Annotated in this window: 23 protein-coding genes; 8 read left to right on the top strand and 15 right to left on the bottom strand. The window is 72.7% G+C overall.

Features of this window, described 5'->3' with window-relative positions:
• The first annotated feature begins 44 nt into the window (after positions 1-44).
• Entirely contained in the window at positions 45-1,325 is a 1,281-nt protein-coding gene (locus tag ABT154_RS28105) for a radical SAM protein (RefSeq protein ID WP_351860472.1), read from the top strand.
• Positions 1,326-1,377: 52 nt separating this feature from the next.
• On the opposite strand, the gene ABT154_RS28100 is transcribed toward ABT154_RS28105, so the two are convergent.
• The gene (locus tag ABT154_RS28100; RefSeq protein WP_351860312.1) at positions 1,378-2,877 is read right to left on the bottom strand and encodes an MFS transporter; all 1,500 of its coding nucleotides are present in this window, start codon (positions 2,875-2,877) and stop codon (positions 1,378-1,380) included.
• Between the two features lie 167 nt (positions 2,878-3,044).
• Between ABT154_RS28100 and ABT154_RS28095 the strand changes: the two genes are divergently transcribed.
• On the top strand, positions 3,045-3,770 hold the full coding sequence (locus ABT154_RS28095; protein WP_351860310.1) for a TetR/AcrR family transcriptional regulator C-terminal domain-containing protein: 726 nt from the start codon (positions 3,045-3,047) through the stop codon (positions 3,768-3,770).
• A gap of 153 nt (positions 3,771-3,923) precedes the next feature.
• Here the strand turns inward: ABT154_RS28095 and ABT154_RS28090 are convergent, their stop codons facing one another.
• Together ABT154_RS28090 and ABT154_RS28085 are read right to left on the bottom strand one after the other, a co-directional pair.
• Positions 3,924-4,130: a cold-shock protein gene (locus tag ABT154_RS28090; RefSeq protein WP_351860308.1), complete on the bottom strand. Its 207-nt coding sequence runs from the start codon at positions 4,128-4,130 to the stop codon at positions 3,924-3,926.
• Between the two features lie 234 nt (positions 4,131-4,364).
• On the bottom strand, positions 4,365-4,964 hold the full coding sequence (locus tag ABT154_RS28085; protein WP_351860306.1) for a TetR/AcrR family transcriptional regulator: 600 nt from the start codon (positions 4,962-4,964) through the stop codon (positions 4,365-4,367).
• 124 nt (positions 4,965-5,088) lie between these two features.
• Between ABT154_RS28085 and ABT154_RS28080 the strand changes: the two genes are divergently transcribed.
• The gene (locus ABT154_RS28080; protein ID WP_351860304.1) at positions 5,089-6,267 is read left to right on the top strand and encodes an alkane 1-monooxygenase; all 1,179 of its coding nucleotides are present in this window, start codon (positions 5,089-5,091) and stop codon (positions 6,265-6,267) included.
• Between the two features lie 177 nt (positions 6,268-6,444).
• Positions 6,445-7,953 carry a right-handed parallel beta-helix repeat-containing protein gene (locus ABT154_RS28075; RefSeq protein WP_351860302.1) on the top strand — a complete coding sequence of 503 codons (1,509 nt, stop codon included), beginning with the start codon at positions 6,445-6,447 and terminating at the stop codon, positions 7,951-7,953.
• A 184-nt stretch (positions 7,954-8,137) separates the two neighbouring features.
• On the opposite strand, the gene ABT154_RS28070 is transcribed toward ABT154_RS28075, so the two are convergent.
• Positions 8,138-9,151: a LysR family transcriptional regulator gene (locus ABT154_RS28070; protein WP_351860300.1), complete on the bottom strand. Its 1,014-nt coding sequence runs from the start codon at positions 9,149-9,151 to the stop codon at positions 8,138-8,140.
• Positions 9,152-9,302: 151 nt separating this feature from the next.
• Positions 9,303-9,851 carry a carboxymuconolactone decarboxylase family protein gene (locus ABT154_RS28065; protein ID WP_063991913.1) on the bottom strand — a complete coding sequence of 183 codons (549 nt, stop codon included), beginning with the start codon at positions 9,849-9,851 and terminating at the stop codon, positions 9,303-9,305.
• Positions 9,852-9,995: 144 nt separating this feature from the next.
• Between ABT154_RS28065 and ABT154_RS28060 the strand changes: the two genes are divergently transcribed.
• Positions 9,996-10,574, top strand: a complete 579-nt coding sequence (locus ABT154_RS28060) for a TetR/AcrR family transcriptional regulator (RefSeq protein ID WP_351860298.1) — start codon at positions 9,996-9,998, stop codon at positions 10,572-10,574.
• A gap of 79 nt (positions 10,575-10,653) precedes the next feature.
• Here the strand turns inward: ABT154_RS28060 and ABT154_RS28055 are convergent, their stop codons facing one another.
• The 8 genes from ABT154_RS28055 to ABT154_RS28020 all read right to left on the bottom strand — a co-directional run bounded on the left by ABT154_RS28055 (position 10,654) and on the right by ABT154_RS28020 (position 21,917).
• Entirely contained in the window at positions 10,654-12,039 is a 1,386-nt protein-coding gene (locus ABT154_RS28055; RefSeq protein ID WP_351860297.1) for a M1 family metallopeptidase, read from the bottom strand.
• A gap of 97 nt (positions 12,040-12,136) precedes the next feature.
• Positions 12,137-13,858, bottom strand: a complete 1,722-nt coding sequence (locus tag ABT154_RS28050; RefSeq protein ID WP_351860295.1) for an acetate--CoA ligase — start codon at positions 13,856-13,858, stop codon at positions 12,137-12,139.
• Positions 13,855-17,190 carry an FAD/NAD(P)-binding protein gene (locus ABT154_RS28045; RefSeq protein WP_351860293.1) on the bottom strand — a complete coding sequence of 1,112 codons (3,336 nt, stop codon included), beginning with the start codon at positions 17,188-17,190 and terminating at the stop codon, positions 13,855-13,857. Before ABT154_RS28045 ends, ABT154_RS28050 begins: the two co-directional genes overlap by 4 nt.
• Complete coding sequence (locus ABT154_RS28040; RefSeq protein WP_351860291.1) at positions 17,187-17,660, bottom strand: cobalamin B12-binding domain-containing protein; 474 nt, start codon at positions 17,658-17,660, stop codon at positions 17,187-17,189. Before ABT154_RS28040 ends, ABT154_RS28045 begins: the two co-directional genes overlap by 4 nt.
• Before the next feature lie 559 nt (positions 17,661-18,219).
• Positions 18,220-18,645, bottom strand: a complete 426-nt coding sequence (locus ABT154_RS28035; RefSeq protein ID WP_351860289.1) for a cupin domain-containing protein — start codon at positions 18,643-18,645, stop codon at positions 18,220-18,222.
• Positions 18,638-19,549 carry a sulfurtransferase gene (locus tag ABT154_RS28030; protein WP_351860287.1) on the bottom strand — a complete coding sequence of 304 codons (912 nt, stop codon included), beginning with the start codon at positions 19,547-19,549 and terminating at the stop codon, positions 18,638-18,640. Before ABT154_RS28030 ends, ABT154_RS28035 begins: the two co-directional genes overlap by 8 nt.
• 102 nt (positions 19,550-19,651) lie before the next feature.
• A complete protein-coding gene (locus tag ABT154_RS28025) occupies positions 19,652-20,191 on the bottom strand; it encodes an HPP family protein (protein WP_351860285.1) in 540 nt (179 codons plus the stop codon).
• A gap of 175 nt (positions 20,192-20,366) precedes the next feature.
• The gene (locus tag ABT154_RS28020; RefSeq protein ID WP_351860283.1) at positions 20,367-21,917 is read right to left on the bottom strand and encodes a vanadium-dependent haloperoxidase; all 1,551 of its coding nucleotides are present in this window, start codon (positions 21,915-21,917) and stop codon (positions 20,367-20,369) included.
• Between the two features lie 331 nt (positions 21,918-22,248).
• Between ABT154_RS28020 and ABT154_RS28015 the strand changes: the two genes are divergently transcribed.
• Positions 22,249-22,776 carry a hypothetical protein gene (locus ABT154_RS28015; RefSeq protein ID WP_351860282.1) on the top strand — a complete coding sequence of 176 codons (528 nt, stop codon included), beginning with the start codon at positions 22,249-22,251 and terminating at the stop codon, positions 22,774-22,776.
• 124 nt (positions 22,777-22,900) lie between these two features.
• Positions 22,901-23,596 (top strand): ScbR family autoregulator-binding transcription factor, encoded by a 696-nt coding sequence (locus tag ABT154_RS28010; protein WP_351860280.1) that lies wholly within the window; start codon positions 22,901-22,903, stop codon positions 23,594-23,596.
• 43 nt (positions 23,597-23,639) lie between these two features.
• On the opposite strand, the gene ABT154_RS28005 is transcribed toward ABT154_RS28010, so the two are convergent.
• Entirely contained in the window at positions 23,640-24,653 is a 1,014-nt protein-coding gene (locus ABT154_RS28005) for an NAD-dependent epimerase/dehydratase family protein (RefSeq protein ID WP_351860278.1), read from the bottom strand.
• A 14-nt stretch (positions 24,654-24,667) separates the two neighbouring features.
• The gene (locus ABT154_RS28000) at positions 24,668-25,618 is read right to left on the bottom strand and encodes a ScbA/BarX family gamma-butyrolactone biosynthesis protein (RefSeq protein ID WP_502969600.1); all 951 of its coding nucleotides are present in this window, start codon (positions 25,616-25,618) and stop codon (positions 24,668-24,670) included.
• A 97-nt stretch (positions 25,619-25,715) separates the two neighbouring features.
• Here ABT154_RS28000 and ABT154_RS27995 point away from each other — a divergent pair, with 97 nt between their 5' ends.
• A complete protein-coding gene (locus ABT154_RS27995; RefSeq protein WP_351860274.1) occupies positions 25,716-26,429 on the top strand; it encodes a ScbR family autoregulator-binding transcription factor in 714 nt (237 codons plus the stop codon).
• The last annotated feature ends 266 nt before the right edge of the window (positions 26,430-26,695 follow it).

The raw sequence follows: 26,695 nt of genomic DNA, 5'->3' as shown, positions 1-26,695 counted from the left end.
TGTCCAGCGCCGCCCGGACCCGTACCGCCGTCGTCGAGTCCCTCATGCAACGCTTCCCCGGAATCCCTCCGGAGGCCGTGTTCAAGGAGGACCTGCTGCGCGGCGGGCTCGCCTTCGACCCGTCCGCGCTGAGCGGCAACGAGGGGGGCGAGGTGAAGCCGAAGTCGTACTTCATCTTCTCCTTCGACCACCGCACGCTGCCGGAGCTCGGGGAGGCGGCACTGAACCGTCCGCCGGAGGAGATCGTGCTGACCGGCGGTCCGTACGGGCTGCGGCGCACGGTGGTCTCGGTGCGGGTCAACCCCTCCTCCCCGTACCGGGTGGCGCCGGACGCCGACGGCGCGCTCGCGCTCTTCCTCGACGGGATGAGGATCGCGGACGTCGGTCTGCCGCCGATGCCGGAGTACTACCGGCACCCGCTGACGAACGGCAAGTCCGTGATGGAGGTCGCGCCGACCATCCAGTGGGGGTACCTGATCTACCTCACGGTCTTCCGGGTCTGCCAGTACTTCGGCGCCAAGGAGGAGTGCCAGTACTGCGACATCAACCACAACTGGCGCCAGCACAAGGCGGCGGGCCGCCCGTACACCGGGGTGAAGCCGGTGGACGAGGTCCTGGAGGCGCTGGAGATCATCGACCGCCACGACACCGCCCGTACCTCGACCGCGTACACCCTGACCGGTGGGGCGGTCACCTCCCGGGTCGGCGGGAAGGACGAGGCCGACTTCTACGGGCAGTACGCGCGCGCGATCGAGGAGCGTTTCCCCGGCCGCTGGATCGGCAAGGTCGTCGCCCAGGCCCTGCCGAAGGAGGACGTGCAGCGCTTCCACGACTACGGCATCCGGATCTACCACCCCAACTACGAGGTGTGGGACCGGCGGCTGTTCGAGCTGTACTGCCCCGGCAAGGAGCGCTACATCGGCCGGGACGAGTGGCACCGCCGGATCCTGGACTCGGCGGAGGTCTTCGGGCCGCGCAACGTCATCCCGAACTTCGTCGCGGGTGTCGAGATGGCGCGCCCGTCCGGCTTCCTGACGGTGGACGAGGCCATCGCCTCCACCCGGGAGGGCCTGCGGTTCTTCATGTCGCGCGGGATCACGCCCCGGTTCACCACCTGGTGCCCGGAGCCGACGACGCCGCTCGGCAGGGAGAACCCGGACGGCGCTCCGCTCGAATACCACCTGGGTCTCCTCGAGGCGTACACGGCGACGCTGGAGGAGTACGGGCTGACCGCCCCGCCCGGGTACGGGCCTGCGGGTCCCGGCCAGGCGGTGTTCTCGGTCAGCTCGTTCATGGACGCGCTGCCGCCCGCTCCGGGCGAGTGAGACGAGGAGAGCCGGTGCCCCGCGGGGCACCGGCTCTCCTTCGTGTACGGGGTCAGGCGGCGAGTTCCGCCTCGTGCTCCGCCTCGGCGGTGGCCGCCGGCTTGGTGTCCCGCATCACCAGGGTGGCGAGGACCGCCGCCGCGAGGACACCGATCGCGCTGATGGTGAAGGTGGTCGTCATCGAGGAGGTGAAGGCCTCCCGGGCGGCGGCGATCAGACCGGGGTCGCCCTGGGCGGCGGCCAGCGCGCCGCCGATCGACCGCTTGGCCTGCTCGGGGGCACCGGCCGGCATCTCGGCGGAGAAGGTGCTCGCGAGGAGCGAGCCGAGGATGGCGATGCCGAGCGCCGTACCGGCCTGCTGGATGGTGTCGTTCAGGGCCGAGCCGACGCCGGCCTTCTCCTCGGGGATGGTGCTCATCAGGGCGCCGACGGCGGCCGGCATCGCGAGGCCGGCGCCGAGGCCGAGGAGGCCGAGGGCGATGGCCGGGACGGTGAAGCCGGACTCCGCGTCGGCCGTGGTCAGCACTCCGAACGCGGCGGCCATGACCAGCATGCCGGCCAGGATCAGGACGCGGTTGCCGGTCTTCGCGGCGAGTCCGGCACCGGCTCCGTTGCCGATCAGGGCGGCGACGGCGAGCGGGACGAAGGCGAGGCCCGCCTTGACCGGCGAGTAGCCGAGGACGAACTGCAGGTACTGGGTGAGGACGAGGAGCAGGCCGCCGTTGCCGATCTGGACCAGGGTCAGCGAGAGCGAACCGCCGCTGAAGTTGCGGTGCTTGAAGAGGACCAGCGGCACCATCGGCTGAGGGGTGACGTTCTCCCAGACCACGAAGCCGCCGAGGGCGAGTACCGCGACCGCGAGGGTGACCAGGGAGTGGCCCTCGAAAGCGCCGTGCTGCGGGATCTCGATGATCCACCAGATCAGCGCGGTCATGCCGACGACGGAGAGGATCGCGCCCAGCGGGTCGGGCTTCTGCCACGGGCCCTTGGACTCGGGCATCAGGGTGAGCGCGGCGAGCACGGCGAGGGCGACGACCGGGACGTTGATGAAGAAGATCGAGTGCCAGGAGAAGCGGTCGATCAGGACGCCACCGAGGACCGGGCTGCCGACCAGGCCGAGCATCGACACCGAGCCCCAGGCCGCCATCGCCCTGGGACGCTCGTCCTCGTCGAAGACGGTGATGAGGATGGACAGGGTCGAGGGCATGATCAGCGCGCCGCCGACGCCCATGGCGATCCGGGCGGCGATGACCTCGCCGGGGCTGGTGCAGACGGTGGCGGCGAGTGAGGCCGCGCCGAAGAGCAGCAGGCCGAGGACCATGACCTTCCGGCGGCCGAAGCGGTCACCGAGGCTTCCCGAGGTGAGCAGGAGTCCCGCGAAGACCAGGATGTAGGAGTCCAGGATCCACTGGATGTCCTGGGCGCTCGCCCCGGTGTCCTCGGTCATGGACGGCACCGCCACGGTCAGCGCCATGCTGTCGACCACCAGGACCAGGGTGCTGAGGCACAGCACGACCAGGATCCACCAGCGGCGTGGGTTGCGGGTTTCCATGGGACTTCCCCCTCGGCTTCGGCCGTTCCCGTCTGCCGGGGGCGGCTCGTCTCCTTCGATGCGAACACTGTACGCAGCTGCGCACGGTGTTCGCAACCATCATCGCTGTACGCTGATGCGAACGTCGTACGCAGGGTGCGGGCGGCGCGGCACGACGAAGGAGGACCATGGCCGCCAAGGCGAATCCCGTACCGTCCGTGTGGACGCGGCAGCAGACCGCCCCCGATCAGCCCGCCCTCAGCCGGGCCGCGATCGTCCGCGAGGCGGTCGTCATGCTCGACGCCGACGGCATCGAGGCGCTGAGCATGCGCAAGCTCGGCGCCCGCCTCAACGCGGGCGCGACCTCGCTGTACCGCCATGTCGCCACCAAGGACGAGCTGATGGAGCTCGCGGTGGACGAGGTCGCCGCCGAGATCACCGTCCCGTCGCCGGGCGGCCCCTGGCGGGCCGCCGTCGCCGGGGCCGCCGGGTCCTTCCGCGCGACGGCCCTGCGCCACCCCTGGCTCTCGTCGACCCTCGGACAGGCCGGGCTCGCCTATCTGGGGCCCAACCTGATGGCGTACTCGGAGCGGCTCGCCGCCTTGTTCACGGCCGCCGGCTTCCCCGAGCCGAGCCGCGCGATCGACACCGTCCTGTCGTACGTCATCGGCATGAGCACCACGGAGGCCGCCTGGCTCACCACGGTCGCCCGCTCCGGGGACTCGGAGGCGGATTTCATCGCACGGCTGATGCCCGCCGCGCAGCAGGCGGCGGCCGGCCACGACCACCTCGCCGAGGCCTACACGGAGGCCGCCGCCCAGGTGACGGTGGACCCGGTCGCCCTCAGGGACGACAAGTTCGCCTACGGCCTGGAAGTGGTCCTGGACGGACTGGAGATGCGACTGCGGGGGTGAGGGGACGGGGGCCTCTCAGGGGGCACCCCGCGGGACCCGCAGCCCCCGCAGCCCCCGCGGGACCCGCAGCCCCCGCGGCCCCCGCGGCCCCCGAGGCCCCCGAGGCCCCCGAGGCCCCCGAGGCCCCCGAGGCCCCCGAGGAGGTCGTCCGGGTCAGACGCGTAGTTCCCTCGCCTCGAAGCGGCCTTCGCCCAGGACCAGGACGAAGGAGACCTGCTGCCCCTCGGAGAGGCCGCGCTCGCCGCCCTCGATGTCCTCGGCCCTGAAGTAGACCTGCTCCTCGGAGCCCACGGGGACGACGAATCCGTAGCCGCCGGCGCGGTTGAAGGAATGCACGAACCCTGTACTTCTGCCCTCCACGGCGGCCTCCTCGTCGTCACCGGCGACGCGGCCGAGGGGTAAGGGGCCGGCGCCCGGCCGCATCCGCGTCTCAGAGGAGATGTACCCCGCCGGCCCATGGTTCGCCCGTCGCGAGGGCGCCCCGGGTCACGTACCGGAGACTCCCCACCATCTCGTACAATGTTCAACAGAGGCCTGGTGCCGGAGATCCCCCGTGTTCGGCACCAGGCCTCGTCGACTTCTCCCCCGGCGGTCTCAGACCGCCCGGCCGCCCGGATACGCGATCCTCGCCGTGATCCGCGCGATGCGCCGAGCCGACTCCTCGGGGTCCGCCACCGGCTGGACGATATGGCTGACGGTGAGCCGCACGATCGTCTCCACCGCGAGGCCCCGCGACTCCTCGTCGACATCGGGCCAGGCCTCGGTCGCGTACGCCTCCAGCATCGCCGTCGCCGTGGCGAAGACCGGTTCCGGGCGGGTGGTGAGATAGGCGAGCAGATCGCCCTCGCCGCCGCGCGCCGCCAGCAGGACGCTCTTGATCAACGGGTTGTCGACCGCCTGCTGGAGCGTGAAGCCGACTCCGGCCGCCGCCGCGGCCTCCAGACGGCCCCGGTGGGCGTCGAGTTCGCGCTGAATGCCGAGGAGGAAGCCCTCCAGCTCGCGCTGGACCAGAGCGTTGCCGATGGCCTCCTTCGAGCCGAACTCGTTGTAGAGGGTCTGCCGGCTGATCCCGGCGGTCCGCGCGATGGAGGTCATGCGCAGCCCGCCCCAGCCGTCGGCGGCGACGAGACCGTAGGCGGCGTCGAGCACCTGCTCACGCAGCAGAGACCGAACACTCTCGCGAAATCGTGTCATCGTGCCCCCACTTTATCCATCGGCCGATGCCCAGGGCATTGACGCTTCACCGTCAGGACGTCTAAAAGATGGACATCAGGCAAGTGAAGTGTCCACCGTGTGTCCATCCCCGTGAGGAGCCGGCATGGCCCTGCACAGCGACCCTCCCGCGACACCGACGACCCCCGCCCGCTGGCGCGACCCCAAGCGCTGGCTCTGGCTTCTCGGCCTGCTGATCCCGGCCTTCCCGTTCCTCTCCTGGGGCCTGGTGTCCGCCACCGGGCTGCGGGTCTTCTGGTGGACCGGGGTCCTCGTCCTGTACGCGGCCTTCCCCGTGGTCGACCACCTCATCGGCAAGGACTCGGCCAACCCCCCGGACAGCGCGCTCGCCCACCTCGAACAGGACCGCTACTACCGCTGGTGCACCTATCTCTACCTGCCCCTCCAGTACGGCGGTCTGGTCCTCGGCTGCTGGCTGATCACCCGGGGCGATCTCGCGCTCGTGGACCGGATCGGACTGATGTTCACCCTCGGCGGCGTCGCCGGCATCGCGATCAACACCGCCCATGAACTGGGGCACAAGACGGAGTCCCTGGAGCGCAGGCTGTCCCGGATCGCGCTCGCCCAGACCTGGTACGGACACTTCCACGTCGAGCACAACCACGGCCACCACATCCGCGTGGCCACCCCCGAGGACCCGGCGAGCGCCCGACTCGGCGAGAGCTTCTGGCGGTTCCTGCCCCGGACCGTAGCCGGCAGCCTGACCTCGGCCTGGCGTCTGGAGAAGCGCAGGCTCGCCCGCAGGGACCGCTCCGTGTGGAGCCCCCGCAACAGGGTCCTCGGCTCCTGGTCGCTGTCGTTCGCGCTCTTCGCCGCGCTCGCGCTCGCCTTCGGGCCGGGTGTCCTGCCGTACCTCGCGGGGCAGGCGGTGTTCGGCTTCTGTCTGCTCGAAGTCATCAACTACACCGAGCACTACGGCCTCAAGCGCCAACTCCTCGCGAGCGGCCGGTACGAGCGCTGCGCCCCGCGCCACAGCTGGAACAGCGACAACATCGCCTCCAACGTCTTTCTCTACCACCTCCAGCGGCACAGCGACCACCACGCCCACCCCACCCGCCGCTACCAGGCGCTGCGCCACTTCGACGAGGCCCCCGAGATGCCGACCGGGTACGCCGGGATGATCGTCCTCGCGTACGTCCCGCCGCTCTGGCGCAGGGTCATGGACCCCCGCGTACTGGCGCACTACGACGGCGACATCACCCGCGCCAACCTCCAGCCCTCCCGCCGCGCCCGGCTGCTCGCCCGGTACGGGACGACCACCTGATCCCGCCCGCCGAGGCGCCTCACAAGGCGCTCGCGGGACCCCTCCCGAAATCCCTCATGAGTCGACCAATCAACCGCTCCCTGACCGAAATTCGATCAATCGACACATGCGCATTGACTCGATCATCGGCCCCACCTAGCTTCTGGCGGCACCAGACCACGAGAAAGGTGTCGCTTCATGACCATGGAGGCATCCCCGCGGCGCGGAGCGGCCATCGGCGGGCTCGTCGCCGTCGCGCTCGCCCTCTCCGGCAGCGTCGCCCTCAGCGCCGCGCCCGCCTCGGCCGCCGGGAGCACCACGTACGTGGACTGCTCGCGTCCGGCCCCGGGCGACGGCGGCCAGGCCGCGCCGTTCAACAGCGTCGCCCAGGCCAACGGCAGGACGTACGCGGCCGGTGACACGCTCGCCTTCGCGGCCGGCACCACCTGCACCGGCTCCCTCGCCCCCAAGGGCAGCGGCACCGCCGCCGCGCCCATCACGCTCACCGGCTACGGCACCGGGGCGCTGCCCGTACTCGACGGCGGCGGCGCCCAGGACGTGGTCTCGCTGACCAACCAGGACCACTGGCGGATCACCGGCCTCAAGCTCACCAACCCCGCCGCCATGCTCGCGCGCCGCGCCGGGCTGCGGATCTCCGCCACCGACGGGACGGCGCACCGGGGCTTCGACATCGACTCCCTCGTCATCGACCGGGTCGCCGGGCAGACCAGCAAGAACAGCCCCACCACCGAGGACTTCGTCCAGTCCGCGGGCGTCGTCACCGGCGCGAGCGGCACCGGCTCGGTGCTCCACGACGTCCACGTCCACGACAACCAGGTGAGCAACACCGGCGGGGGCGGCCTCAAGATCCGCGTCGGCGCGATGGCCGTCAAGGGCTCCGGGGTCCTCATCGAGAACAACGTGATCAAGGACGTCGGCGGCGACGGAATCATCGCGAGCTACGCAGACGCGCCGATGATCCAGTACAACAACGCCTCCGGCGTCGGCAACGGCGTCTACCCCTTCTCCGGGGGCAACTTCGCCGGTATCTGGGTGCTGGGCGACCGCGACCCGACCATCCAGAAGAACGCGGTGTACGGGATCACCCGGATGTCCGTGGCCGACAGCCAGGCGTTCGACTGCGACTGGGGCAACACCGGCACCTGCACCATCCAGTACAACTACAGCCGCGACAACATCGGCGGCTTCTTCCTCGACTGCGACGGCTGCGGCACGACCGGCGGCGCCCAGCAGGTCATCCGCTACAACATCTCCGAGAACGACTGCCGAATGAGCAGCGCCGGCGCGGGCCGGTCGGCGCTGCACCTGTACAACAACGTCTTCTACTGCACGGACAAGAAGTTCAGCATCACGCTGCCCGACGAGAGCGTCGTCGAGAACAACATCTGGGTGGGCACCACCGACTCCCGGCTGCCCACCGGAGCGGGGATCTCCTGGCTCTGGAACGTCTTCCAGGGGGTGCCGAGGCCGACCGCCAACGGCATCGTGGGCGACCCGGGGTTCGTGAACCCCGGCACCGGCGGAGACACGATCCGGTCGGTGGACGGCTACAGGCTCCGCGCCACCTCGCCCGCCCTCGGCAACGGCTCGGTGATCAGCGGCAACGGCGGCCGTGACTACTGGGGGAACCCGGTCTCGTCGACCTCCAAGCCGCACCGGGGCGCGTACAACGGGCCGGGGTTGTAGGCCGACGCCGCTCCTCGGCCCGGACCGGCTCGGCTCTTCCCGGCCCGACCCGCCCGTCTCGGCTCGGCCTGGCCCGAGGCAAGGAGGTGCCACGGCGCGCCGTCGCTCCCGTGAGCACCCGGTCGGGGGTGGGGCCGGGGGGAGACGGCGGTGCGCCGTGGCACCGGTCTTGGGGGGGTGCGGGTTACGAGGCGATGCTCGGGTCCGGGCCGAGGGCGGCGGCCTCTCCTCCGAGGACGTCGGCGGCGCTCGCGGGGCCGCCCTCGTCGGGGCGGACCACGCAGGAGAGGGCGGTGGCCTGGCGAAGGGTCTCCGTCAGGTTCTGCCAGTCCAGCGCGGGCCGGGTGTCGGGGCGGCCGTGGACGAGGGAGGCGTTCCAGCGCATCCGGGGCACGCCCGGCAGCGGGCGCAGTCCGCCGGCCTCCTGGTGGGAGGCGGCGAGGGCCATGGGGAGCATGGCGCAGCCCAGGCCGGACTGGGTGGCGGCGCGCACGCCGGCCATGGAGCCGAGCTCGTGGATCTCGGGAGGGCTGTCGCAGCGCAGGCGGAGGAACTCGGGCAGCCAGCGCTGCGAGGGACAGTCGGGGTCGGCGATGACGACCTGGCGGCCGAGGTTGCCGCGTCGTTGTCCGACGCTCGTGACGGGCACGAACTCGACTTCCTGGAGGCGTACTTCGGTCAGCTCGTCGGGGCGTTCGGTGTGCAGCTGGTCGGCTAAGAGGGCGGCCGGGTCGTCGGCGTCGACCACGGTGAGGACGAGGGCCCCGTCGATCGCTCCGGACCGGAAGGCGTCGTGGACCTCGGCGGTCCCCATCACCCGCAGGGCGAGCTGGACGCCGGAGAGCAGCCGCCGCCCGAGGTGGGTGACCCGGGCGAGCTGCTGCCCGTACGCCAGGGCGGGGACGATCCCGACGGTCAGCCGTGGCGGGTTGGCCGCGGGCCGGCGCAGGGCGGTCTCCATCTCGCTGACGAGGGTGAGGATCTGGCGTGCGTAGTCACGCAGGACGGTTCCGGAATGGGTGAGCCGGACGCCGTTGGGAAGCCGCTCGAAGACGGGTTCGCCCACCTGCCTCTCCAGGGCACGCATCTGTGCCGTGACGCTGGACTGCGAGTACCCGAGGCGTCGCGCCGCCTGGGTGAAGGACCCGGTCAGGGTCACCTCGCGGAAGGTCCGAAGGGTTCTTGCGTCGATGTCCACGTGAATTCCCCCCTGCCGCGCAGGCGGCAGTTCCTCGCACCAGGTGGATGGTCGGCCACCCGCTTCGATCGCCCCAGTCGGTCTGTCTCACAACCGCCGCAGGGGTGCCGGACGCGTTCGCGCCCGGCACCCCTGCTCGGCCGCGAAAACTCTACTCGGCGAGGTGGGCCGGGACCAACGGAAAGTCCAAGTCCGGCTGCGCAACGTGATTGAAGAAGTTCGACAGCACGTTCAGCGCGACGTGGCCGACGATCTCCGCGATCTCGGCGTCGGTCACGCCGGCGGCGCGGGCGTCGGTGAGGGACTCGTCGGTGACGCGGCCCCCGGTGGCCATGACGGCGCCGGCGAAGCGGAGCACCTGGTCCATGTGCGGGTCGCCCGCGTCGGTGCCGCGGCGGGTGTCGAGCAGTTCCTGTTCGCTCAGGCCGACCTTGCCGCCGCGCAGGGTGTGCGCGGAGACGCAGTACGTGCAGTCGTTGCGCTGCGCGATGTAGAGCGCGAGCTGCTCACGCTGCCGGGCGCTGAAGCTGCCGCCGACCAGGGCCTCGCGCATGGCGAGGTAGCCGCGGAGCGCGGAGGGGCCGTTGGCGAGGGCGGCGTAGAGGTTGGGCAGCTTGCCGAGCTGCTTGAGGGTGCCTTCGAGCAGCTCGCGCTGCTCCTCGTTGGCGGTCTCGACGGTCAGTTGGGGCAGGCGGGGCATGGAGCTCTCCTTGAGCCGGACCAAGATGGAACTGATCGGTACCATCCAGACGGTACTGACCGGTTCCGTCTGGCGCAACGGGAGGCGGCCACTCCGCCTTTCGCATCGGAATCCCCTATACGGCACCGAGTGGTACCGTCTGGCATGGCCACGAACGCGAAAGAACGGCTCCTCAGTGCGGCGGAGCGTCTGTTCTACGAAGAGGGGATCCGGGCCGTGGGCATCGAGCGGATCCTGTCCGAATCCGGAGTCGGCCGCGCCTCCTTCTACCGCCACTTCCCCAGCAAGGACGACGTGGTCGTCGAGGTGCTGCGGCGGCGCGACGACATGTGGCGCGCCTGGCTCGACGGCCGCATCGCGGTCAGCGGGCGCTCACCCGAGGAACTTCCGCTCGCGCTCTTCGACGGCCTCGCGGAGCGCTTCGCGGCGGCGTCGTTCCGGGGCTGCGCGTTCATCAACACGATGGTGGAGACGGCCGATCCGGACAGCCCGGCGCACCATGTGGCCGCCGAGCACAAGGAGAAGGTCATCGCCGTCCTCGACCGTCTCCTCGCCGAGGGCGGCTACCGCGACCACGAGGCCCTGGCCCGCCAGCTGGCGCTGCTGGGCGACGGGGCCATCGTGACGGCGGTGCGCGAGGGCACGGCGGAGGCGGCGGAACGCGCCCGGGGCGTGGCGGAGGTCCTGCTGCGCACGGCGGAGCGGGAGCGGGCCGGGGCATGAGGCCGCGCCCCCACGGGACGTGGGGGAGCGGCCCGAGCGGTCGCGGGGCTCCGGCGTCAGTGGTCGCGGGGCTCCGGTCTCAGTGGATCCTGTGCTCGGTCCAGAAGGGGCCGAGGTCCTTGCCGGTCGCCGCCTGCGCCGCGCGCTTGAAGTCCTCGGTGGTGGCGACGCCCAGCCAGTGGTCCCGTACGTAGCCGCGCAGCATCGCCGCCGTCGCCGGGCCGCCCAGGACGCGTTCCAGGTCGTGGAGGGCGCAGGCGCCCCGCCCGTAGACGACCCTGACGTACTCCGAGCGGCGGCCGTCGGCATAGTAGGACATGGGCCGGGTGAGGGCGGCCGTTTCGCTGGGCCACTCGCCCTGGTCCTCCCAGCAGGTGACGGTGGGCTCGCGGTAGTACACCTGGTTGGCGTACTGGGCGAAGGACTCGTCCAGCCACGGCGAAGCGAACTGGTCGTTGCCGACGATGCCGTAGAACCACTGGTGGGCGATCTCGTGGACGACGGCTGAACCCTCCGGCTCGGTCCACAGCAGGACGAGGCCCGGGAACTCCATGCTGCCGAACTCGTCGAAGTTGTCGCTCATGACGAGGTCCAGCTCGCCGTACGGGTAGCGCCCGAACCGCTCGCCGAACGCGTCGACCGAGCCGACGGCGGCCCGCAGGTCGGTCGCGACGCCCTCCGGGGCCGTGGCGGCGGTCCAGTAGGCGTTCAGCCGGATGCCGCCGGGCGTGGTCACCGTCCGCGTCCGGAAGGGGCCCGCCGCCCAGGCGAAGTCCCGTACCCCATGCGCGACGCTGGTGGTGACCGTACGGCCGGGGGCGCCGGCGCGCCGGGTGGTGGTGCCCGTCGCGGGGACCTTGAGCGCGGTGGGGTGGTCGAGGACGACCCGGAAGTCACCGGCCAGGGTGAAGAAGCTCTCGCCGAAGCCGACGTCCGGGTCGAGGTGCGCGCCCTGCGCGTCGCGCACGGACAGCAGGGGCAGCGCGTTGCCGAGGTAGCGGTGCGCGCCGTCCCTGCCGAACCGGTGGACGCGGTCGGGGACGGTGATCGACACGTCGAAGGACACGCTGGCCCGCGCCCCGTACGGCAGCGGCGCGGGCAGGTCGATCCGCAGCGCGGTGCAGCCGACGTCGAGCGGTCGCGGGGTGCCTCCGACGACCCCGCCGACCCGGACCGGGGACGGACTTCCGGGGGTTCCGCAGCCGTCGGTGCCGTTCCCCCACAGCCGCAGGTCGACCGAACTCAGGGGCTTACGGGTGGCGTTGCGGAAGGACACCGTCTGGCGGCCGGTCCAGTGCGAGCCGTCGCCGTCGGCGCGCAGGGCCACGTCGTACGAGGGCCGGTCCGGCGTCGCCGCCCGCACCGGGGCGGGGCCCGAGGGGTCCTGCGCGGCTGCCGCCCGGGGGACGAGCAGAAGGAGGGCCGCGAGGGCGAGCGAGGCGGTCCGCCGCCTGAGCAAGGTCATGGCAGGCACGGTAGAGCGCCCGAGCGCCCGGAAGGGAGCCTTCCGACTCAAGTGGCTTGTGAAAAAAGCGAGTTGCTACCAAGCCGGCTGCCGACTTTCAGGGCTTCGGGGTGAGTTCCCCCCGGCGCACCTTGCCCGAGCGGGTGCGCGGGAGGCGGGCGATCACCTCGACCCCGCGCGGGACGAAGACCGGCGCGAGCCGTTCGGCGGCGAGCGTCAGGAGTTCGGCCGCGACGCGTCCGTGCCCGGCCGTGGACGGCTCCCCCTCCCGCAGTTCCACGACCGCGTACGGGGCGAGGCCGCCGTCGGGGTCGGGGCGCGGCACCACCGCCGCGTCGGCCACCTCCGGGTGGGTACGCAGCACGGCCTCGATCTCCGTCGGGGAGACCCGGTGGCCGTGGGACTTGAACACCTCGTCCATCCGGCCGAGCAGCCGGATCGAGCCGTCCGCGCACCGCTCGCCCCGGTCCCCCGTGCGGTAGAGGCCGTCGGCGAAGGCCTCCGCCGTGCGTGCGGGGAGGCCCGCGTAGCCGCGCATGAGGCCGGGCGGGCGTTCCTTCAGGTCCACGCAGACCTCGCCGCTGTCGCCCGTCTCCCCGGTCTCCGGGTCGCGCAGCACGATCCGGTACCCGGGGAGCGGGTGGCCGAGCGGGGCGATCGGCTCGGTGGGGCCGGGGGCGCGGCCGATGAGCGCGGTCGCCTCGGTCTGGCCGTAGCCGTCTCTGACCCGTACGCCCCACGCGGTCTCGATCCGTGCGACCGTCTCGGCCGTCAGGGGTTCCCCGGCGGCCGTCGCCTCCCGCAGCCGGGGGGCTCCGGCGCCCCCGGTCACGTACGGGAGCAGGGAGCGCCAGGCGCTCGGGGGCGCGCAGAAGCTGGTGACGCCGCGCTCGGCGAGGACCCGGGGCAGGGCGGTCGGCGGGAGCCCGCCGTCCGGCGGCGCGAGGATGGTGGCCTCCGCCGCCCATGGCACGAAGAAGCTGGACCAGGAGTGCTTGGCCCAACCGGGCGCGGAGAGGTTGAGGTGCCGGTCGCCGGGGCGCAGGCCGCTCCAGTACAGGCTGGAGAGATGGCCGACGCCGTAGCCGGCGTGGCTGTGCTCGACGAGTTTGGGCAGCGAGGTCGTACCGGAGGTGAAGTAGCAGAACGACGGGTCGGCGGCGCGGGTGGGCCCGTCCGGGACGAAGCGGGGACGGCCGGTGGAGCGGGTTTCGGGGTACGGGAGCCAGCCGGCCCGGCCGGTGCCGGGCGCCGCCGCCATCCGGATGCCCGGCACCGGCAACTCGTCGAGCAGGCCGACGAGTTCGGGTGCGGCGATCAGATGGCGGACGGCTCCCCTGGTGATCCGGTCGGCGGCCTCGGACCGGGTGAGGTCCTGGTATCCGGGGACGACGACGGCCCCGAGCTTGATGCAGCCGAGCAGGGTCTCCCACAGCTCGGTGCGGGTGCCGAGGAGGATCAGGACGCGGTCGCCGCGTACGACTCCGTGATCGCGCAGAGCCACCGCCAACGCGTCCGATCGGGCGGCGAGTTCGGCGAAGGAGACCTGGTCGACGACCGGGACGGCACCGTCCTCCCCCGCGTGGCCGAGGAGTTCGAGCGCGGGCCGGTCGTTGCCCTCCGCGATGACGTCGAACCAGTCCAGGGCCCAGTTGAAGTGCTCGGCGCGCGGCCACCGGAAGGCGGCGTCCGCCGCCTTCCGGTCGCCGCGCAGCCGCAGCAGGAGGTCCCGGGCGGCCCGGTACTCCTCGTGGGCGGCGGTACGCCGGGGGCCGGGCGTACCGTCGTCGCGCGGCCCCGGCGTACGAGCGTCACTCACCGCGCACCCCCGGCCGGCACGGCATCGGCCCGCGCACCCCCGGCCCTCGCGGCACCGGCCCCCGTACCGCCGGATTCCGCACCGCACGACCCCGAAGCACCGAGCAGCGCCTCCGCGATGGCGTCCGCGTCGCGGGTGAAGGAGCCCCAGGGGCCCGGCCGGCCGCTGCCCACCTGGGTGAACCAGCGGGTGTGCTCGCTGGGGATGCCGAGCACATGCGTGCTGGTGTCCACCGAGCCGTCGGCCCGCACCGGGTGGAACGGCGCGTCGGTGCAGTCGAGCCCGCCGGTGGCGAACTCCCCTGCGCCGTCGGTCGCGTTGGTGAACGTGCGGATCTCCCCGTCCACCATCAGACAGCGGATCAGCGGGTCCCGGTCCGCCACCAGGTCGGTGCTCGGCACCCGGGCGTCCACGACGACGTCAAGGGGCACCCAGGAGTTCTCCACCTGTGTCGACTCGACGGCGAACCGCCCCTCGACGGGATCGGCCGTGAACCGGGCACCGGGGCCGACCGGTTCGAGGACCCCGGCCGCCAGCAGCGCGAGGAACTGCTCAGAGCGTTCCTGCGGCGGCCCGGTCGAGACCATGGCCGCGACGGGACCGAACTCGGCGAGGAACCAGCGGTGCGAGTCGGGGTTCAGCCCGCCGAAGTCGACGACGGTGCGGATCGTCTGCCGCACGTCCCGCAGGACGTCGGCGGCGGCCTTCAGGGGGCCGTCGGCGTTGCCCTGGCGCGCCTCGAAGAGGTCGGCCCGCAGCCATTCCGTGAGCACCTTGTGGTACTCGGCCGGGGAGCCGAAGCGCCGGCCGGCGAACGGACGGGCGAGCGCGTCGAGTCCGCTCAGCGGGCGGGCGTCGATCCGGTACCCGGAGGCGATCCGTTCGAGGATCCGGGGGTCGGGCCGGTCACGCAGCGCCTGGGCGGCCCGCTCGGTGAACTCCTCCGCGGCGTCGCGTCCGTGGACCTGGCGGACGCGGGTCGCGAGGAGGACGAGGTTGACCTCGGCGAGCAGCCAGGGCAGCACGGCCGACTCGAAGTCGAGCGGCGCCGCCTCCGCTCGCAGCTCCGCCATCCTTTCAGCGGTGAACAGCCGTGCCTGGTAACGGTGTTCGGGTCCTTTCTGGTTGGCGCCCCGGGTCAGCAGGGGCACTCCACCGCGCGAACCCGCCAGGATGCGGGGCTCCTTGCCGCTGGGCAGGTAGAGCAGGCCGTCGCAGCCCTCGGTGAAGGTGCCGCCGCGGCCGAGGGTCAGCTCGGTGAGGACGTCGTAGAAGGTGAGCCCCATGCCGAGGATGCCCACGCTCGCGCCCGCCGGGATCGCGGCGAGCGGCATCTCGGTCGCGGAGCCGCCGACGATGTGCCGGACCGGCCGGGCGGGGGTGCTGTGCGTCTGGGCGAACCGCGTCCACGCGCGCTGGTCGGCGTCGGGCTCGACGATCGGGTGGCCGGTGGCGAGGACCACCCGGTCGACCGTGAGCACGTCGCCGCGGTCGAGTCTCAGGCGGTGCGGGGAGCCGTCCACGCCTCCCGGAGTCCCCGTACCCGCCGAACCGCCCGCGCCTCCCACCCGCTCCGCGCAGATCACCCGGGCGGGAACGCGGTGGACGGTGAGCGAGGGCGGCAGGGTCTCCTCGATCCGCTGCATGACGTACGTCAGGTAGCGGCCGTAGACGGCCCGGGGCGCGTACCCCTCGGGGTCGGCGCCCACCGGGTCGTCCTCGGCCCACCAGGCGCCGAGGGTGGGTCCGGCACCGGGCCGGTGGGGCCCGTCGTCGGCGGGCCCGGAGAACATGGTGACCTCCTGGGCCGGGGTGTTCATCAGGAACCAGGGCGACTGGTCCGTACGCCAGATCCGTCCGGCCCCCGCCTCGTACGGATCCACCGCGAAGACCTCCACCGGCCGGCCGGGGGGCCCGTCGGCGCAGCGGGCCGCGAGCCGTTCCAGTACGGAGAGGCCGCGCGGGCCCATGCCGACGAACGCGATCCGCAGCGGGTCCGCCGACGGCGCCGGGGCCGCGCGGGGCGCCGGCTCGGGCGGCGGGTTCGTCCCGGCCGCCAGGTCGTGTTCCCTGGCGACCCTGCCGAGCATGCCGGAGAGCTGACGTGAGGTCATCGGAATGGTCCTCCTGCTGGTGGTGAGCAGCGGCAGCGCGCCGAGGTCCGTCCAGTGCAGGCGCCCGTCCGGCGCGACGGTGGACCGGACGGCGCCCCGGTTGTCGGGGTGCAGGCAGAACGGCACGTCGAGCAGACCCCGGTCGAAGGCCTTGAGGAGGGCGACGCCGAGATCGTCGGAGAGCGCGAGGACGGCGGTGATCATGGCCCGCGCCTCGGCGAGCGTCTCCTCCGTGTCGGCCTCCGCGGTCCTGCCCGGGTTCGGTCCGCGCCGGGGCACGGAGCGGGCGGCGTCGGCGGCGATCCGCAGGGCGGTCAGGTTCTCGGCGATGGTCGGGATGCGGTGCGCCTCGGTCTCGGTCTTCACGATGAGACGCTGCGCCCCGCCACGTACGGCCAGTTCGGCGCTGCGCCGCAGCAGCAGCCGCGCCCCCGGCACGGTCCTCGGATAGACGCCCATGTACGTGTACAGCACGATGTGCCGGTCCACGGACGGCGGCAGGAACTCGTCGGCGAGCAGCCGCAGCGCGGTGAGCGCGCCGGTGTCCTGGGCGGGATGGGTCTGCTGGGCGTAGCTGAGGGAGACGCTGGTCGCCCCGTTGGCCGCGAAGAACAGGCACTCCAGGACCGAGACGGCGACGAGCAGCGACGGCGGACAGAGCTGGCCGAGGAGGCAGCCGCCGAAGGATTCGAGATGGGCCCGGCGGCCGTGCGCGCGGCTCTCCTCCGTGAGGAACTGCACGGAGTCGCGCCAGGCGGCGACGGATTCGGCGAGCGGGGTGCGCCCGTAGGGCAGGCAGTACGAGACGGGGCCGCCCTCGGAGGCGGAGAGCCCGGCGGCGGCCATGGTGCGGAAGATGGCCATGGGGTCGGCGGAACCGTGCCGGACCTGGACGGGCGTGGCGCGTCCGGCCGCGGCGGCGACCCGCGCGGTGGTCTTCGGGCCGTGGCTGACCAGCGGGAACCCGTTGAGGGGCTGCCCGGTGCGCAGGGCCGAGGTGGCGGCGGCGTGATCGCCGACGCGGGTGTAGCTGTCGATGGTGAGGGTGGCGACGGTCCGTTCCGGCAGTGCGGCGACGGCGGCGACCCCGGCGGCCATGTCCTCGGGCCCGACCATGCCCATCCTGGGCTGGACGACGAGTTCACCGGCCTCTGCCGACGCCCGGACGAAGGCGCCGAGATCGCCGGGGGCGAGCGGGGGCGAGGCGGAGGTCGTCAAGCCGCGGCCCGCCCGGTACACGCGCCGCCGAGTCCGGCGAGCCGGCCCAGCAGTGCCGTGGGAGGGGTCCCGTCGGCGTACACCTCGTCGTATCCGGCGTCGAGGAGTTCGGCGGTACGGGTGGCGGCGCCCTCCGGTGAGATGCCGAGGAGTCCGCCGATGACCATGGGCACGGAGCGGGTCTTGCGGTCGGCGCGCAGGGCGCGGGCGGCGCGCAGCCCGTCCTGGTGCCCGTGGCCGTTGACGGAGGAGAGGACGACGAGGTCGGGGCTGGTCATCCGGGCGGTGTCGACGAGCAGTTGCTCGGGGACGCACGGTCCCAGGTTGAGCACGGAGTGCCCGTGCTCCTCCAGGAAGAGCTGGAGGTGGACGAGGTTCCAGGTGTGGGCGTCGGAGGAACCGGTGGTGAGCAGGACCCGACGGGAGGGCTCGGGACTGCGCAGGGGCTGATGCCGTGCGGACGGGGTCATGGCGTCTCTCTCCGAAAGGGGTGCGGGGCGGGTGCGGACGGGTGTGCGGGATCGCCCGTACGGGACGGGTCGGGGTGGGGGGAGGGTCCTGCGGGGGTGCCGCCGGGCGGGTACGCCGGACCGTCGCCGGACCGTCGCCGAACGGGGCGAGGGCCGGCGGGCGATCGAGCTGTCGGCGTATGGGGTGCGGGGCCGGGTCGTGCGTGGTGCGGCGCGCGTTGACTGGTGCCTGGTGCCTGGTGCCTGGTGCTTGGTGCCTGGTGCTTGGTGCCTGGTGCCTGGTGCTTGGTGCGGACGTTCGCCGTACGTGGTGCGGGCGGTCGCCGTGCGTGGGGCAGGGCGGTCGGTGTACGGGGGAGGGGCAGGGTCGTACGGGTGCGGGGCGGGTGTCGTACGCGGCGCGGGGCGGGTGTCGTACGCGGCGCGGGCCGGATGTCGTACGGGGCGCCTGCGGGTGTCGTACGGGGCTCCGCCCGGCCGCCGGACAGCGCGGCGGCGGGCGTGCGCCGAGGCCGCCGGGCCCGCACGGGGTCCGGTGGCCTCGGGTCGTCCTGAGGGGTCAGGCGCCGCCGGTCCCGGCACCGACGCCGGTGGTGATCTCACCGGCCTCGGGGGTGCGGGAGGCGGCCGGCCGGGCGCGGACGGCGAGGACGGTGCAGCCCTCGGCGCTGGACATCTGGTGCCGGGTGCCGGGCTCCTCGACGACGAGGTCACCCCGGTGGAAGCGGCGCCCGTCGCTGTGGTCGAGGGTGCCGTCGAGGACGAGCATCAGCTCGTGCCCCAGGTGCTCGTGGAAGTCTCCGTGGGCGCCGGCCGGGAAGCGGAGGAGCAGGGACGCGGAGTCCTCGTCCTCGGCCGGGTCGGGGCCCCAGAGCACGACGTACTCGACGCCGACGCGGCCGGGTTCGGTCCACGGCACCCACGGCAGGTCGGTCTGGTCGAAGCCGTCGCGGAGCACGTTGCGGAAGACGGTGACGTCAGGCACGGGTGGAGACCTCCGATGCGGCGTCGCGCTGGGCGACGATGGACGGGATGCCGTCGGGGCCCCAGGGCCGGGGCCCGTTGACGATGGGGGCGCCGATGAGGGAGCCGAACTCGCGCCAGGCACCGTCGTAGTTGCGGATGTCGGCGAGGCCGAGGAGTTCGCTCAGCACGAACCAGCTGTGGGCGGAGCGCCAGCCGACCCGGCAGTAGACGACCGTGGGGGCGTCGGTGCGCACGTCGGCGTAGACGGCGGCCAGCTCCTCGTCGTCACGGAAGGTGCCGTCGGCGCGGACGGCGCTGTGCCAGGGGATGTGCTCGGCGGAGAGGGCGTGGCCGCAGCGCACACCGAGGTCCTCGGGCACGCCGGGCGGGGTGTTGCTCTGCCCGAGGTACTCCTCCAGGGAGCGCACGTCGAGGAGTTGGTGGCGCCCGATGTGGTCGAGCATGTCCTCGCGGCGGGCGCGGACCGTCTCGTCGACGGCCGGTACGGGGTACGCGACGGGCTCCCGTTCCGGGACGTCCTGGGTGAGGGCGGCGCCGAGCGCCTCCCAGCGGAGTCGGCCGCCGTCGAGCAGCCGCAGTTCCCGGTGGCCGTACAGACGGAACTGCCAGAACGCGGCGGCGGCCCACCAGTTGTTGTTGCCGCTGAGGAAGACGACGGTGTGGTCGGCGGATATGCCGTGCCTGCCGAGGAGTTCGGCGAAGGACTCGGGTCCGATGACGTCCCGGCGCACCGGGTCCTGGAGGTCGCCGGTCCAGTCCAGGCGGACGGAGCCGGGAATCCGGCCCAGCAGGCTGCCGCCTTCGGTGATCTCGACGAGGACCGTGTTCTCGTCCCCGGCCGCGGGGTTCCGCAGCTGTTCCATGATCTGCTCGCAGCTGACGAGCAGTCTGTCTCGGTTCACGGGCGCTCCGTTGAGGGTCGGTACGCGGAGGTACGGGCGGACGGACGGACGGGGGATGCGGCGGACGCCGGGGCGGGCGCGTTCACCACCGGCGGGCCGGGGTCACCACCAGTACGTCGGGTACTTGCCGATGACGCCGAGGCGGGAGGCGATCAGGCCCACGAGGACCAGCAGGGCGCTGCCGACGGCGAGCAGGAGGAGGAAGCGCAGGGGCGCGGGATCCTGGAGGACGGCGAGCACGGCCGTGGCGGCGGCGGGCGCGTGGACGGCCCGGAGCAGCAGCATCAGACCGACGCTGAGGCCGGCGGCGACGGCGGCCACCCAGAGCGAGTGGCCGAAGAGGGCGACGGCCACGAGGCCGAGGACGCCGGAGCCGATCTGGCCGAGCAGCACGCCCCGGGGCTGGGCCGGGGGCAGCGCGGGGGTACTGCAGATGATCATGGCGGTGGCGGCCAGCGGGGCGATCATCAGCAGATGGCCGGTGGCCTCGCCGAGCGCCACCAGGATCACCAGCGACACCACGGTCGCGAGGGTGCCGAGTGCGGCGGGCCGGGCGCCGGGGAAGGGCGGGGCGCCGCCCGCCCAGCGGCTGCGGGCCGGCGGGGCCGCCGCTCCCGCGGGGGTCTGGGTCTGATTGCTCACGGTGTTCTCTCCTTGGCGGGGCGGGTGGGCGGAAGGGGCGGGGCGGCGAGGGCGGTGCGGGGCCGCACGGGAGGGGCCGTGCGGGAGGGGCCGTGCGGAGGGCGGCGGGGCCCGGCCGGAGCCCGCGGGAGCTGCTCCCGCGGGCTCCGGCCGGGTCGCCGGGCCGACGGGCGCGTCAGCGGTGGCCGCCGCCGAAGTAGCTCATGGCCCGCCGGTACACGACCGTGCCGATCCGGTGCCCCATCTCGATGCCGGGCTCGTTGTCGAAGCTCCAGTGCATGCCGCCGTAGACCCGGGAGATGCCGGCCTGGTTGGCGGCCTCGCTGAACGTGGACCAGTGCAGGTCCACGTCGGTGCGCGGGGTGAGGCCGGGCTCGACGGTGGAGGCGCCCGCCTTGAAGCGGTACGAGTCGCCGAAGGAGTCCGAGCCGGTGAAGCGGCGCAGGAACTCGGCGGCGGCGCCGGAGAAGGTGCTGTGCCCGGAGACGGTGGCCGGGAACGGCGGAACGGCCACGTACGCCTGCCAGTCGACGCCGTCCATGGTGACGGTGCCCTGGCCGGGGCCGCCCCAGGTGCGGATCTGACGGCCGCGCTGGTCGTACGGGATCAGGGTGGAGGGGCGCGCGAAGTCGTACTGGGCCTTGACGGCCCAGGAGCCGATGGCGGCGTCGCACTCGGCCATGTTGAGGCCGAAGAAGATCTGGGCGTCCTCGTCGACACCGTGGCCGTCGCGGGCGGAGACGTAACGGCCCCACATCTGCTGTGCGCCGGGCGGGGTCACGTCGTCGTTGAGCCAGAACTCGGCGATGGCCTTCTGCTCGTCCGTCAGGTTGGCGCTGATGTCGAGGAGTTCCTCGATGGCGGCGGTCATCCGGACCGAGGGGTACGGGGGCGGGGCGGCGATCGTGAACTGGTCGGGGCTGGTCAGCGCGAAGGGCTGCATCACCGCGAACTGCGGGGTGAGGTAGCGCTGCGTCTTGCCGTTCACTATCAGCGGCGTCCAGTGGGCCGGCTCCGCGACCGTCGACGGGTCGAAGGCCCCGGCGACCTGCGGGGTGTTGCGCGGCTGGTAGCCGGTGGTGTCGGAGTACGCGGGGGTGCCGAGCTGGTTGGCGCCGTCTGCGTGCCGGTAGTCGAGGACCGCCTGCGCGGTGCGGCGGCCGATCCAGGCGGGGCTGTTGCGGCGCGGGGCGGTCCGCTCGGGGTCGTAGCCGAGGCCGCGCAGCATGCCGTCGATGGCGACCTTGTACTCGGGGTACAGGTCGAGCATCGCGAGGTGGGCCGCGTAGCTGATGGCCTCGTTCTTGTTGTCGAGGGTGCGCTCGGAGCGGGGCCGGCGCAGGGCGCCGCCGAAGCGGGTGCCGACGGCACAGTGGTCGTAACACGCCCAGGCGTCGTAGATGGCGTTGTGGATGATCGCGAGGGCGCGGGCGTTCACGGTGGCGGGGCCGAAGCGGTTCCCCGCGGCCTGGTAGCGGCCGAGGATCGCGTCCATCGCGGCCTGGTTCCAGCGGATGACGACGCTGGGCTCGGCGACGGCACCGGGGGCACGGCGCCCGGTGCGGGTCTCCGCCTCGAAGCTGGTGGGGACGCCCCAGGCGACGGTGCCGGGCAGGGCGAGCACCCCGGCCGCGGCGGCGGTCGTGGTGAGCACCCGGCGCCGGGTGAGCGGTGTGCGGGCCGCGGCGGTCGTGGACGGAGCGGGGGCGGCGGGTCGGTGGGACATCCGTGGATTCCTTCACATGGTGCCGGGAGCGGATGGACGCGGTCCGGGTCCGTGGATCAAACACAAACTCGAACAGACCTCAGGCTGGCGAGAAATGATCGCGTCCGGCAACGCCCGATCGACTTCTTCCATCGCAGGCATGCAAGGAAGCGATGGGCGTCGCGGGGGTCCTCGGGAGGTGGCTAGCGTGGCCCCACGGCGTCCGACCCTCCTGCCGCGATTTCGGCGTGATCCGAGCGGTCCGCCGCCCGGCTCCGCCCCACCCGGCCTCGATCCGCCCCGCCCGGCCCCGTCCGGCCCCCGCGTCGACTCGTGATGGAGATGCCCGCGCATGACCGTTTCCTCCCAGGTGATACCCACCGCCACGACCACCACCGCACCGCAGCCCGCCACCGCCACGCAGCCCACCACCGCACCACAGCCCTCCGCCGCACCGACGCCGCCCGGCCTCTTCGACCGTCACGCGCCACGGCTCCACCAGTACGGCCTGGGCATGCTCAGGGCCGGGATCGGCGGCGTCTTCGTCTGGTTCGGGGTGCTCAAGATCATCGGACTCAGCCCGGCGGCCGAGCTCGTCGTCGCCGTGCTGCCGTTCCCGGCGGGCGACTGGTTCGTACCGGCGCTCGGCTGGGCCGAGGTCGTCCTCGGCCTCTGGCTGGTCTCGGGCCGGGCCCGCGCCCTGGCCCTGCCCGTGCTCGTCGGCCACCTCTGCGGCACCTTCGCCGTCCTGGTCCTCACCCCGTCGGCGGCGTTCGCGGACTCCAACCCCCTGCTGCTGACACTGGTGGGCGAGTTCGTCGTCAAGAACGTGGTGCTGCTCGCGGGCGCGGTGGTCGTGACGACCCGTCCGCGCCCATGAGCACACTCTGCCACTGACGCCCGGTCACTCCCGAAGTCCCCCGGGGCCCGACGAAAAGCCCTTACAATACCAAGCAGTCGGTTTTGATCTCGTCGGACGATGCCTGGTGCTTCTGGAGCCGTTGGTGACCAAACAAGAGCGGGCCACCCGCACCCGCGACGCGCTGATCAGGTCGGCGGCCGGCGAGTTCGACCGGCACGGTTACGCCTCGGCCAGACTGTCCACGATCAGCGCGGCGGCGGGTGTGAGCCCCGGCGCGCTCCACTTCCACTTCGAGAACAAGGCGGCGGTCGCCGCCGCCGTCGAGCACGAGGCCTCCAGCAGGCTCCGCAGGACCGCCCGAATCGTGTACCGGCAGCGGTCCAACGCCCTGCAGAACCTCGCCGACACCTCCCACGCCCTGGCCCGGCTGCTCCGCGAGGACGTCGTCGTCCGGGCAGGGTTCCGGCTCAGCTGCTCCCGCAGCTGCCACACCGACCTGAACCTGCGCCAGGAATGGCAGGGCTGCGTCCTGCAGCGGCTCGCGGAGGCGGCCGACGAGGGACTCCTCGCCACCGGCGCCGGGCGTCAGCAGGACCTCACCCGTACGATCGTGGCCGCCACCGTCGGCCTTGAGGCCCTCTGCGGGGACAACGGCGAATGGCTCTCGGCCGAGACCGTCACCGGTCTGTGGCGGACCCTCCTGCCGATGCTCGCGAGCCCCGAGGCGCTCGCCGGCCTGGAACCGGCGGGCAGCGTGGGCGGCACGGGCAGCCCTGGCGGTACGGAGACCATGAGCGGCACCCCCGCCCGCGGCCCCGCCCGCCAACCCGTCGGCTGAGCCCGGCGCGTGCGGCGAGCGCCGCACGGGTCCCCGGCTCCGTTCAGGCGTCCGTGAGAAGTCCGTGGTACCAGGGCAGGTGGCGTGCGAACCCCTCGGTGAAGCCCGGCCCCGGGTCGCAGCCGAGCTCCCGCCAGGGGCGGCCGTCGGCGAACCAGTGGTCGGTGGCCAGCATGGCCAGGTGGTGCTGCGCGAAGGGGAGATCGGCGAGCAGCGCGCGGGCCTCCGCGAGGTCGACCGCCGGGCCCCGGGGCGTACCGGTCCGGTGGGTGAGCAGGCCTTCGGCCGCCGCGAGGAGTTCCCCGACCGGCACCGGCTCGGGGTGGTCGACGTAGTACGGACCCGGTTCGGTCGCGGGTGAGAGCGCCGCGCCCAGCAGGACACCCGCCAGGGTGTCCACATCGATCAGCGAGTGCAGCGAGGCTCCCCCGTCGAGCGGTCCGGGCAGCGCCGCGAGCAGCCGGACCAGGCCCGGCATCAGCTGCCGGTCGCCGGTGCCGTACACGAGGTGCGGTCGCAGGACGGTGCCGCCGGCGTCCATGACGTGCCGCTCCCCCGCCGCCCGGGTGCGGCTGGTCACGGAGCCCGGGGCGAGCGGCAGCGCGCCGGGGGCGGCGGCCCGGAAGGGGCCGCGGCCGTGCACCGACGCGGTGCTCAGGGCGACGATCCTGGTCACCCCGGCGCGTACGGCGACGTCGACGAGGGCCCGGGCGCCCTCGTCGTTGACCGTACGGGCCAGCTCCTCGTCGGCGCCGATCGCCGAGGCGCAGTGGATCAGTACGTCGATCCCCTCGCAGGCCCGGCGCAGAGATTCGGGGTCGCGAAGGTCGCCCGGGGCGGTTTCCGTCTCAGGGCCGGGCTTTTCCATCGGTCCAACCGGTTTGCCCGGCCCCGTCGATCGAGCCGGGTCCGCCGGTCCTGTCGGCCGGTTCGGGCCGGTGAGCGGGCGGCGGGCGAGCAGGCGCACGGTCGCGGGCTCCGCGTGCGCCGCCGCCGTGGCCGCCACCCGGCCGCCGATGAATCCGGTCGCGCCGGTGATCAGAATGCGAGGGCCCATCGTGCCGATCCGGTTCAGCCCGCCAGCCGGCTGCCGAGGCCGGCGCCGGCCACCGCCAGTTCCCGGGACGGGGAGGTGAGCATGCACTGGAAGACGGGGTGGCCGTCCTGGTGGCCGACGACCCGCACGGTGCTCTTCCCGGGGTCGGCGCCGGGCACGGCCTCGGTCTCGATCCAGCAGGGGGTGTCGAGCTCCGCGTACCGGGAGAAGGAGACGTCCATCACGGTGGGCAGGTATCCGCCGCCGCCGAGCGTGATCGCCGCCGCCTGCCGGGCGGCTTCGAGGAGGACCATGCCGGGCACGTGGTCGTTGGGGCGCCGGAAGAGGGTGCTGTGCTCGGTGTTGATCCGCAGCTGCCACTGGCCGGGGCGGGTGCCCGGGCCGAGGACGACGTCCTTGGCGTGTTCGCGGCCGACCAGCTCCGGCGCCGTCGCCGTGATCAGCGGGACGGGCCGGCCGAGCGCGGCCATCCGGTCGCCCCTGATCCTCCGGTACGCCGGAGCGGAGGTGCAGCGCGCCATGGCCCTGCCGATGCCGAGGAAGCGGCCGTCGCGGGTGAGGACCATGGTGGTGCGCAGGTCACGGAGACGGCCGCCGCGGCTGCAGAGGTCGGAGCAGATCACGTCGACGGTGACGTCCGAGGAGAGCCCGTCGACGGTGAGCGCCTCCGGATCGGTGTCGTAGGAGAGGCCCCACATGACGAACTGGTCGTCCACGGGTACCCCGAACTCCGCATGAGCGATCAGCATGGTGGTCTGGCGTATCGTCTCGGCCACCAGTACGGGGTCGTGCCGGTCGTCCGCCACCGGAGAGAAGAAGGGATGTGAGGCAGGCCAGCGCGCGGAGACGGAGAACCGGTTCTCCTTCAGCCGCGTCCACCCCGTGGGGATGATGTCCGCGGGATCCGCCCGGTGCACGAACTCCCCGGGGACGTGTGACGTCACTCCTCGACGGTTCTGATCCATGGATCCCCCTTGCAACCCCGCGCCCCCGGTGGCGGTGAGTCCGCCCGAATTAGAATACGTACAGCGCGGTTTTCTTTTCAATGCTTCACGTCACACGTTGAGCACAGACAGCGAGACAGCAGGAGGCGCCTTGGCGCAGCAAGCGCGTGCAATCCGTACCCGCCGGGTGATTCTCGAGTCGGCCGCGACGGTCTTCGCGGAGCGCGGCTACGAGCGCACCACCATCGGCGAGATCCTGGTGCGCGCCGGGGTGACCAAGGGAGCTCTCTATTTCCACTTCGCTTCCAAGGAAGACCTTGCCCTCGGCGTGCTCGACGCCCAGATGCTCGACGTGCCGCTCGCCCCGCAGGAGGTCAAGCTCCAGGAGCTGGCGGACCAGGCCTTCCTGCTGACCCATCGGCTGCAGGGCGACGCGCTGGTGCGGGCGAGCGTCGCCCTGGCGCTGGACAGCGGTGCCACCGGCGTCGACCGGGCCGCGCCCTTCCAGGCGTGGATCGACCAGGTCTCGGAGATCCTGATGGTCGCCAAGGCGCGGGGCGAACTGCTGGTCCATGTGAACGTGACGGACACGGCCGAGCTGTTCTCGGGGGCCTTCTCCGGGATCCAGGCCATGTCCCAGATCATGTGCGACCGCAACGACCTGGCTCATCGGGTCTCGGTCCTGCTCCAGCACTTCCTGCCGAGCATCTGCACCCCGGCTCTGCTGACCCGGCTCGACATGACCGAGAGCCGCGCCCGGCAGCTCGGCGCCGAGTACGACGCGAGCCGGCTGCGACGAGAAGAGGGAAGCCTCGCCGACACTCCGGGTTAAACAAAACCGACCGTCCGGTTGTCTGGAGTTCATCTCCCCTGAACCGCACGCCCGGAGCGCCCCGACGCGGAACAGCGTCGGGGCGCTCTGGCGTCATGGCACTGAGTGTGTTTTGCTGAGGGTACTCAGTGCCACAAGCGTCTAGGGGAGCTCCACATCATGGGCAAGGACTTCGACCTGTATCGGCCCTCCGAGGAGCACGACATGCTCCGGGAGTCGGTGCGTGCGCTGGCGGAGGCGAAGATCGTCCCGTTCGCGGCGGCGGT

The sequence above is a fragment of the Streptomyces sp. NPDC001728 genome (assembly GCF_040297565.1).
In the GTDB taxonomy this organism is placed as follows: Bacteria; Actinomycetota; Actinomycetes; order Streptomycetales; family Streptomycetaceae; genus Streptomyces.
This window is presented reverse-complemented; position numbering and strand designations above follow the sequence as displayed.

Excerpts from the sequence above, each read along its gene's own strand:
- ABT154_RS28000 (WP_502969600.1), bottom strand. The coding sequence starts at position 25,618 with ATGGATCAGAACCGTCGAGGAGTGACGTCACACGTCCCCGGGGAGTTC.
- ABT154_RS28065 (WP_063991913.1), bottom strand. The coding sequence starts at position 9,851 with ATGCCCCGCCTGCCCCAACTGACCGTCGAGACCGCCAACGAGGAGCAG.
- ABT154_RS28105 (WP_351860472.1), top strand. The coding sequence starts at position 45 with ATGCAACGCTTCCCCGGAATCCCTCCGGAGGCCGTGTTCAAGGAGGAC.
- ABT154_RS28015 (WP_351860282.1), top strand. The coding sequence starts at position 22,249 with ATGACCGTTTCCTCCCAGGTGATACCCACCGCCACGACCACCACCGCA.
- ABT154_RS28100 (WP_351860312.1), bottom strand. The coding sequence starts at position 2,877 with ATGGAAACCCGCAACCCACGCCGCTGGTGGATCCTGGTCGTGCTGTGC.
- ABT154_RS28020 (WP_351860283.1), bottom strand. The coding sequence starts at position 21,917 with ATGTCCCACCGACCCGCCGCCCCCGCTCCGTCCACGACCGCCGCGGCC.
- ABT154_RS28060 (WP_351860298.1), top strand. The coding sequence starts at position 9,996 with ATGGCCACGAACGCGAAAGAACGGCTCCTCAGTGCGGCGGAGCGTCTG.
- ABT154_RS28095 (WP_351860310.1), top strand. The coding sequence starts at position 3,045 with ATGGCCGCCAAGGCGAATCCCGTACCGTCCGTGTGGACGCGGCAGCAG.
- ABT154_RS28080 (WP_351860304.1), top strand. The coding sequence starts at position 5,089 with ATGGCCCTGCACAGCGACCCTCCCGCGACACCGACGACCCCCGCCCGC.
- ABT154_RS28005 (WP_351860278.1), bottom strand. The coding sequence starts at position 24,653 with ATGGGCCCTCGCATTCTGATCACCGGCGCGACCGGATTCATCGGCGGC.
- ABT154_RS28085 (WP_351860306.1), bottom strand. The coding sequence starts at position 4,964 with ATGACACGATTTCGCGAGAGTGTTCGGTCTCTGCTGCGTGAGCAGGTG.
- ABT154_RS28055 (WP_351860297.1), bottom strand. The coding sequence starts at position 12,039 with ATGACCTTGCTCAGGCGGCGGACCGCCTCGCTCGCCCTCGCGGCCCTC.
- ABT154_RS28075 (WP_351860302.1), top strand. The coding sequence starts at position 6,445 with ATGACCATGGAGGCATCCCCGCGGCGCGGAGCGGCCATCGGCGGGCTC.
- ABT154_RS28040 (WP_351860291.1), bottom strand. The coding sequence starts at position 17,660 with ATGACCCCGTCCGCACGGCATCAGCCCCTGCGCAGTCCCGAGCCCTCC.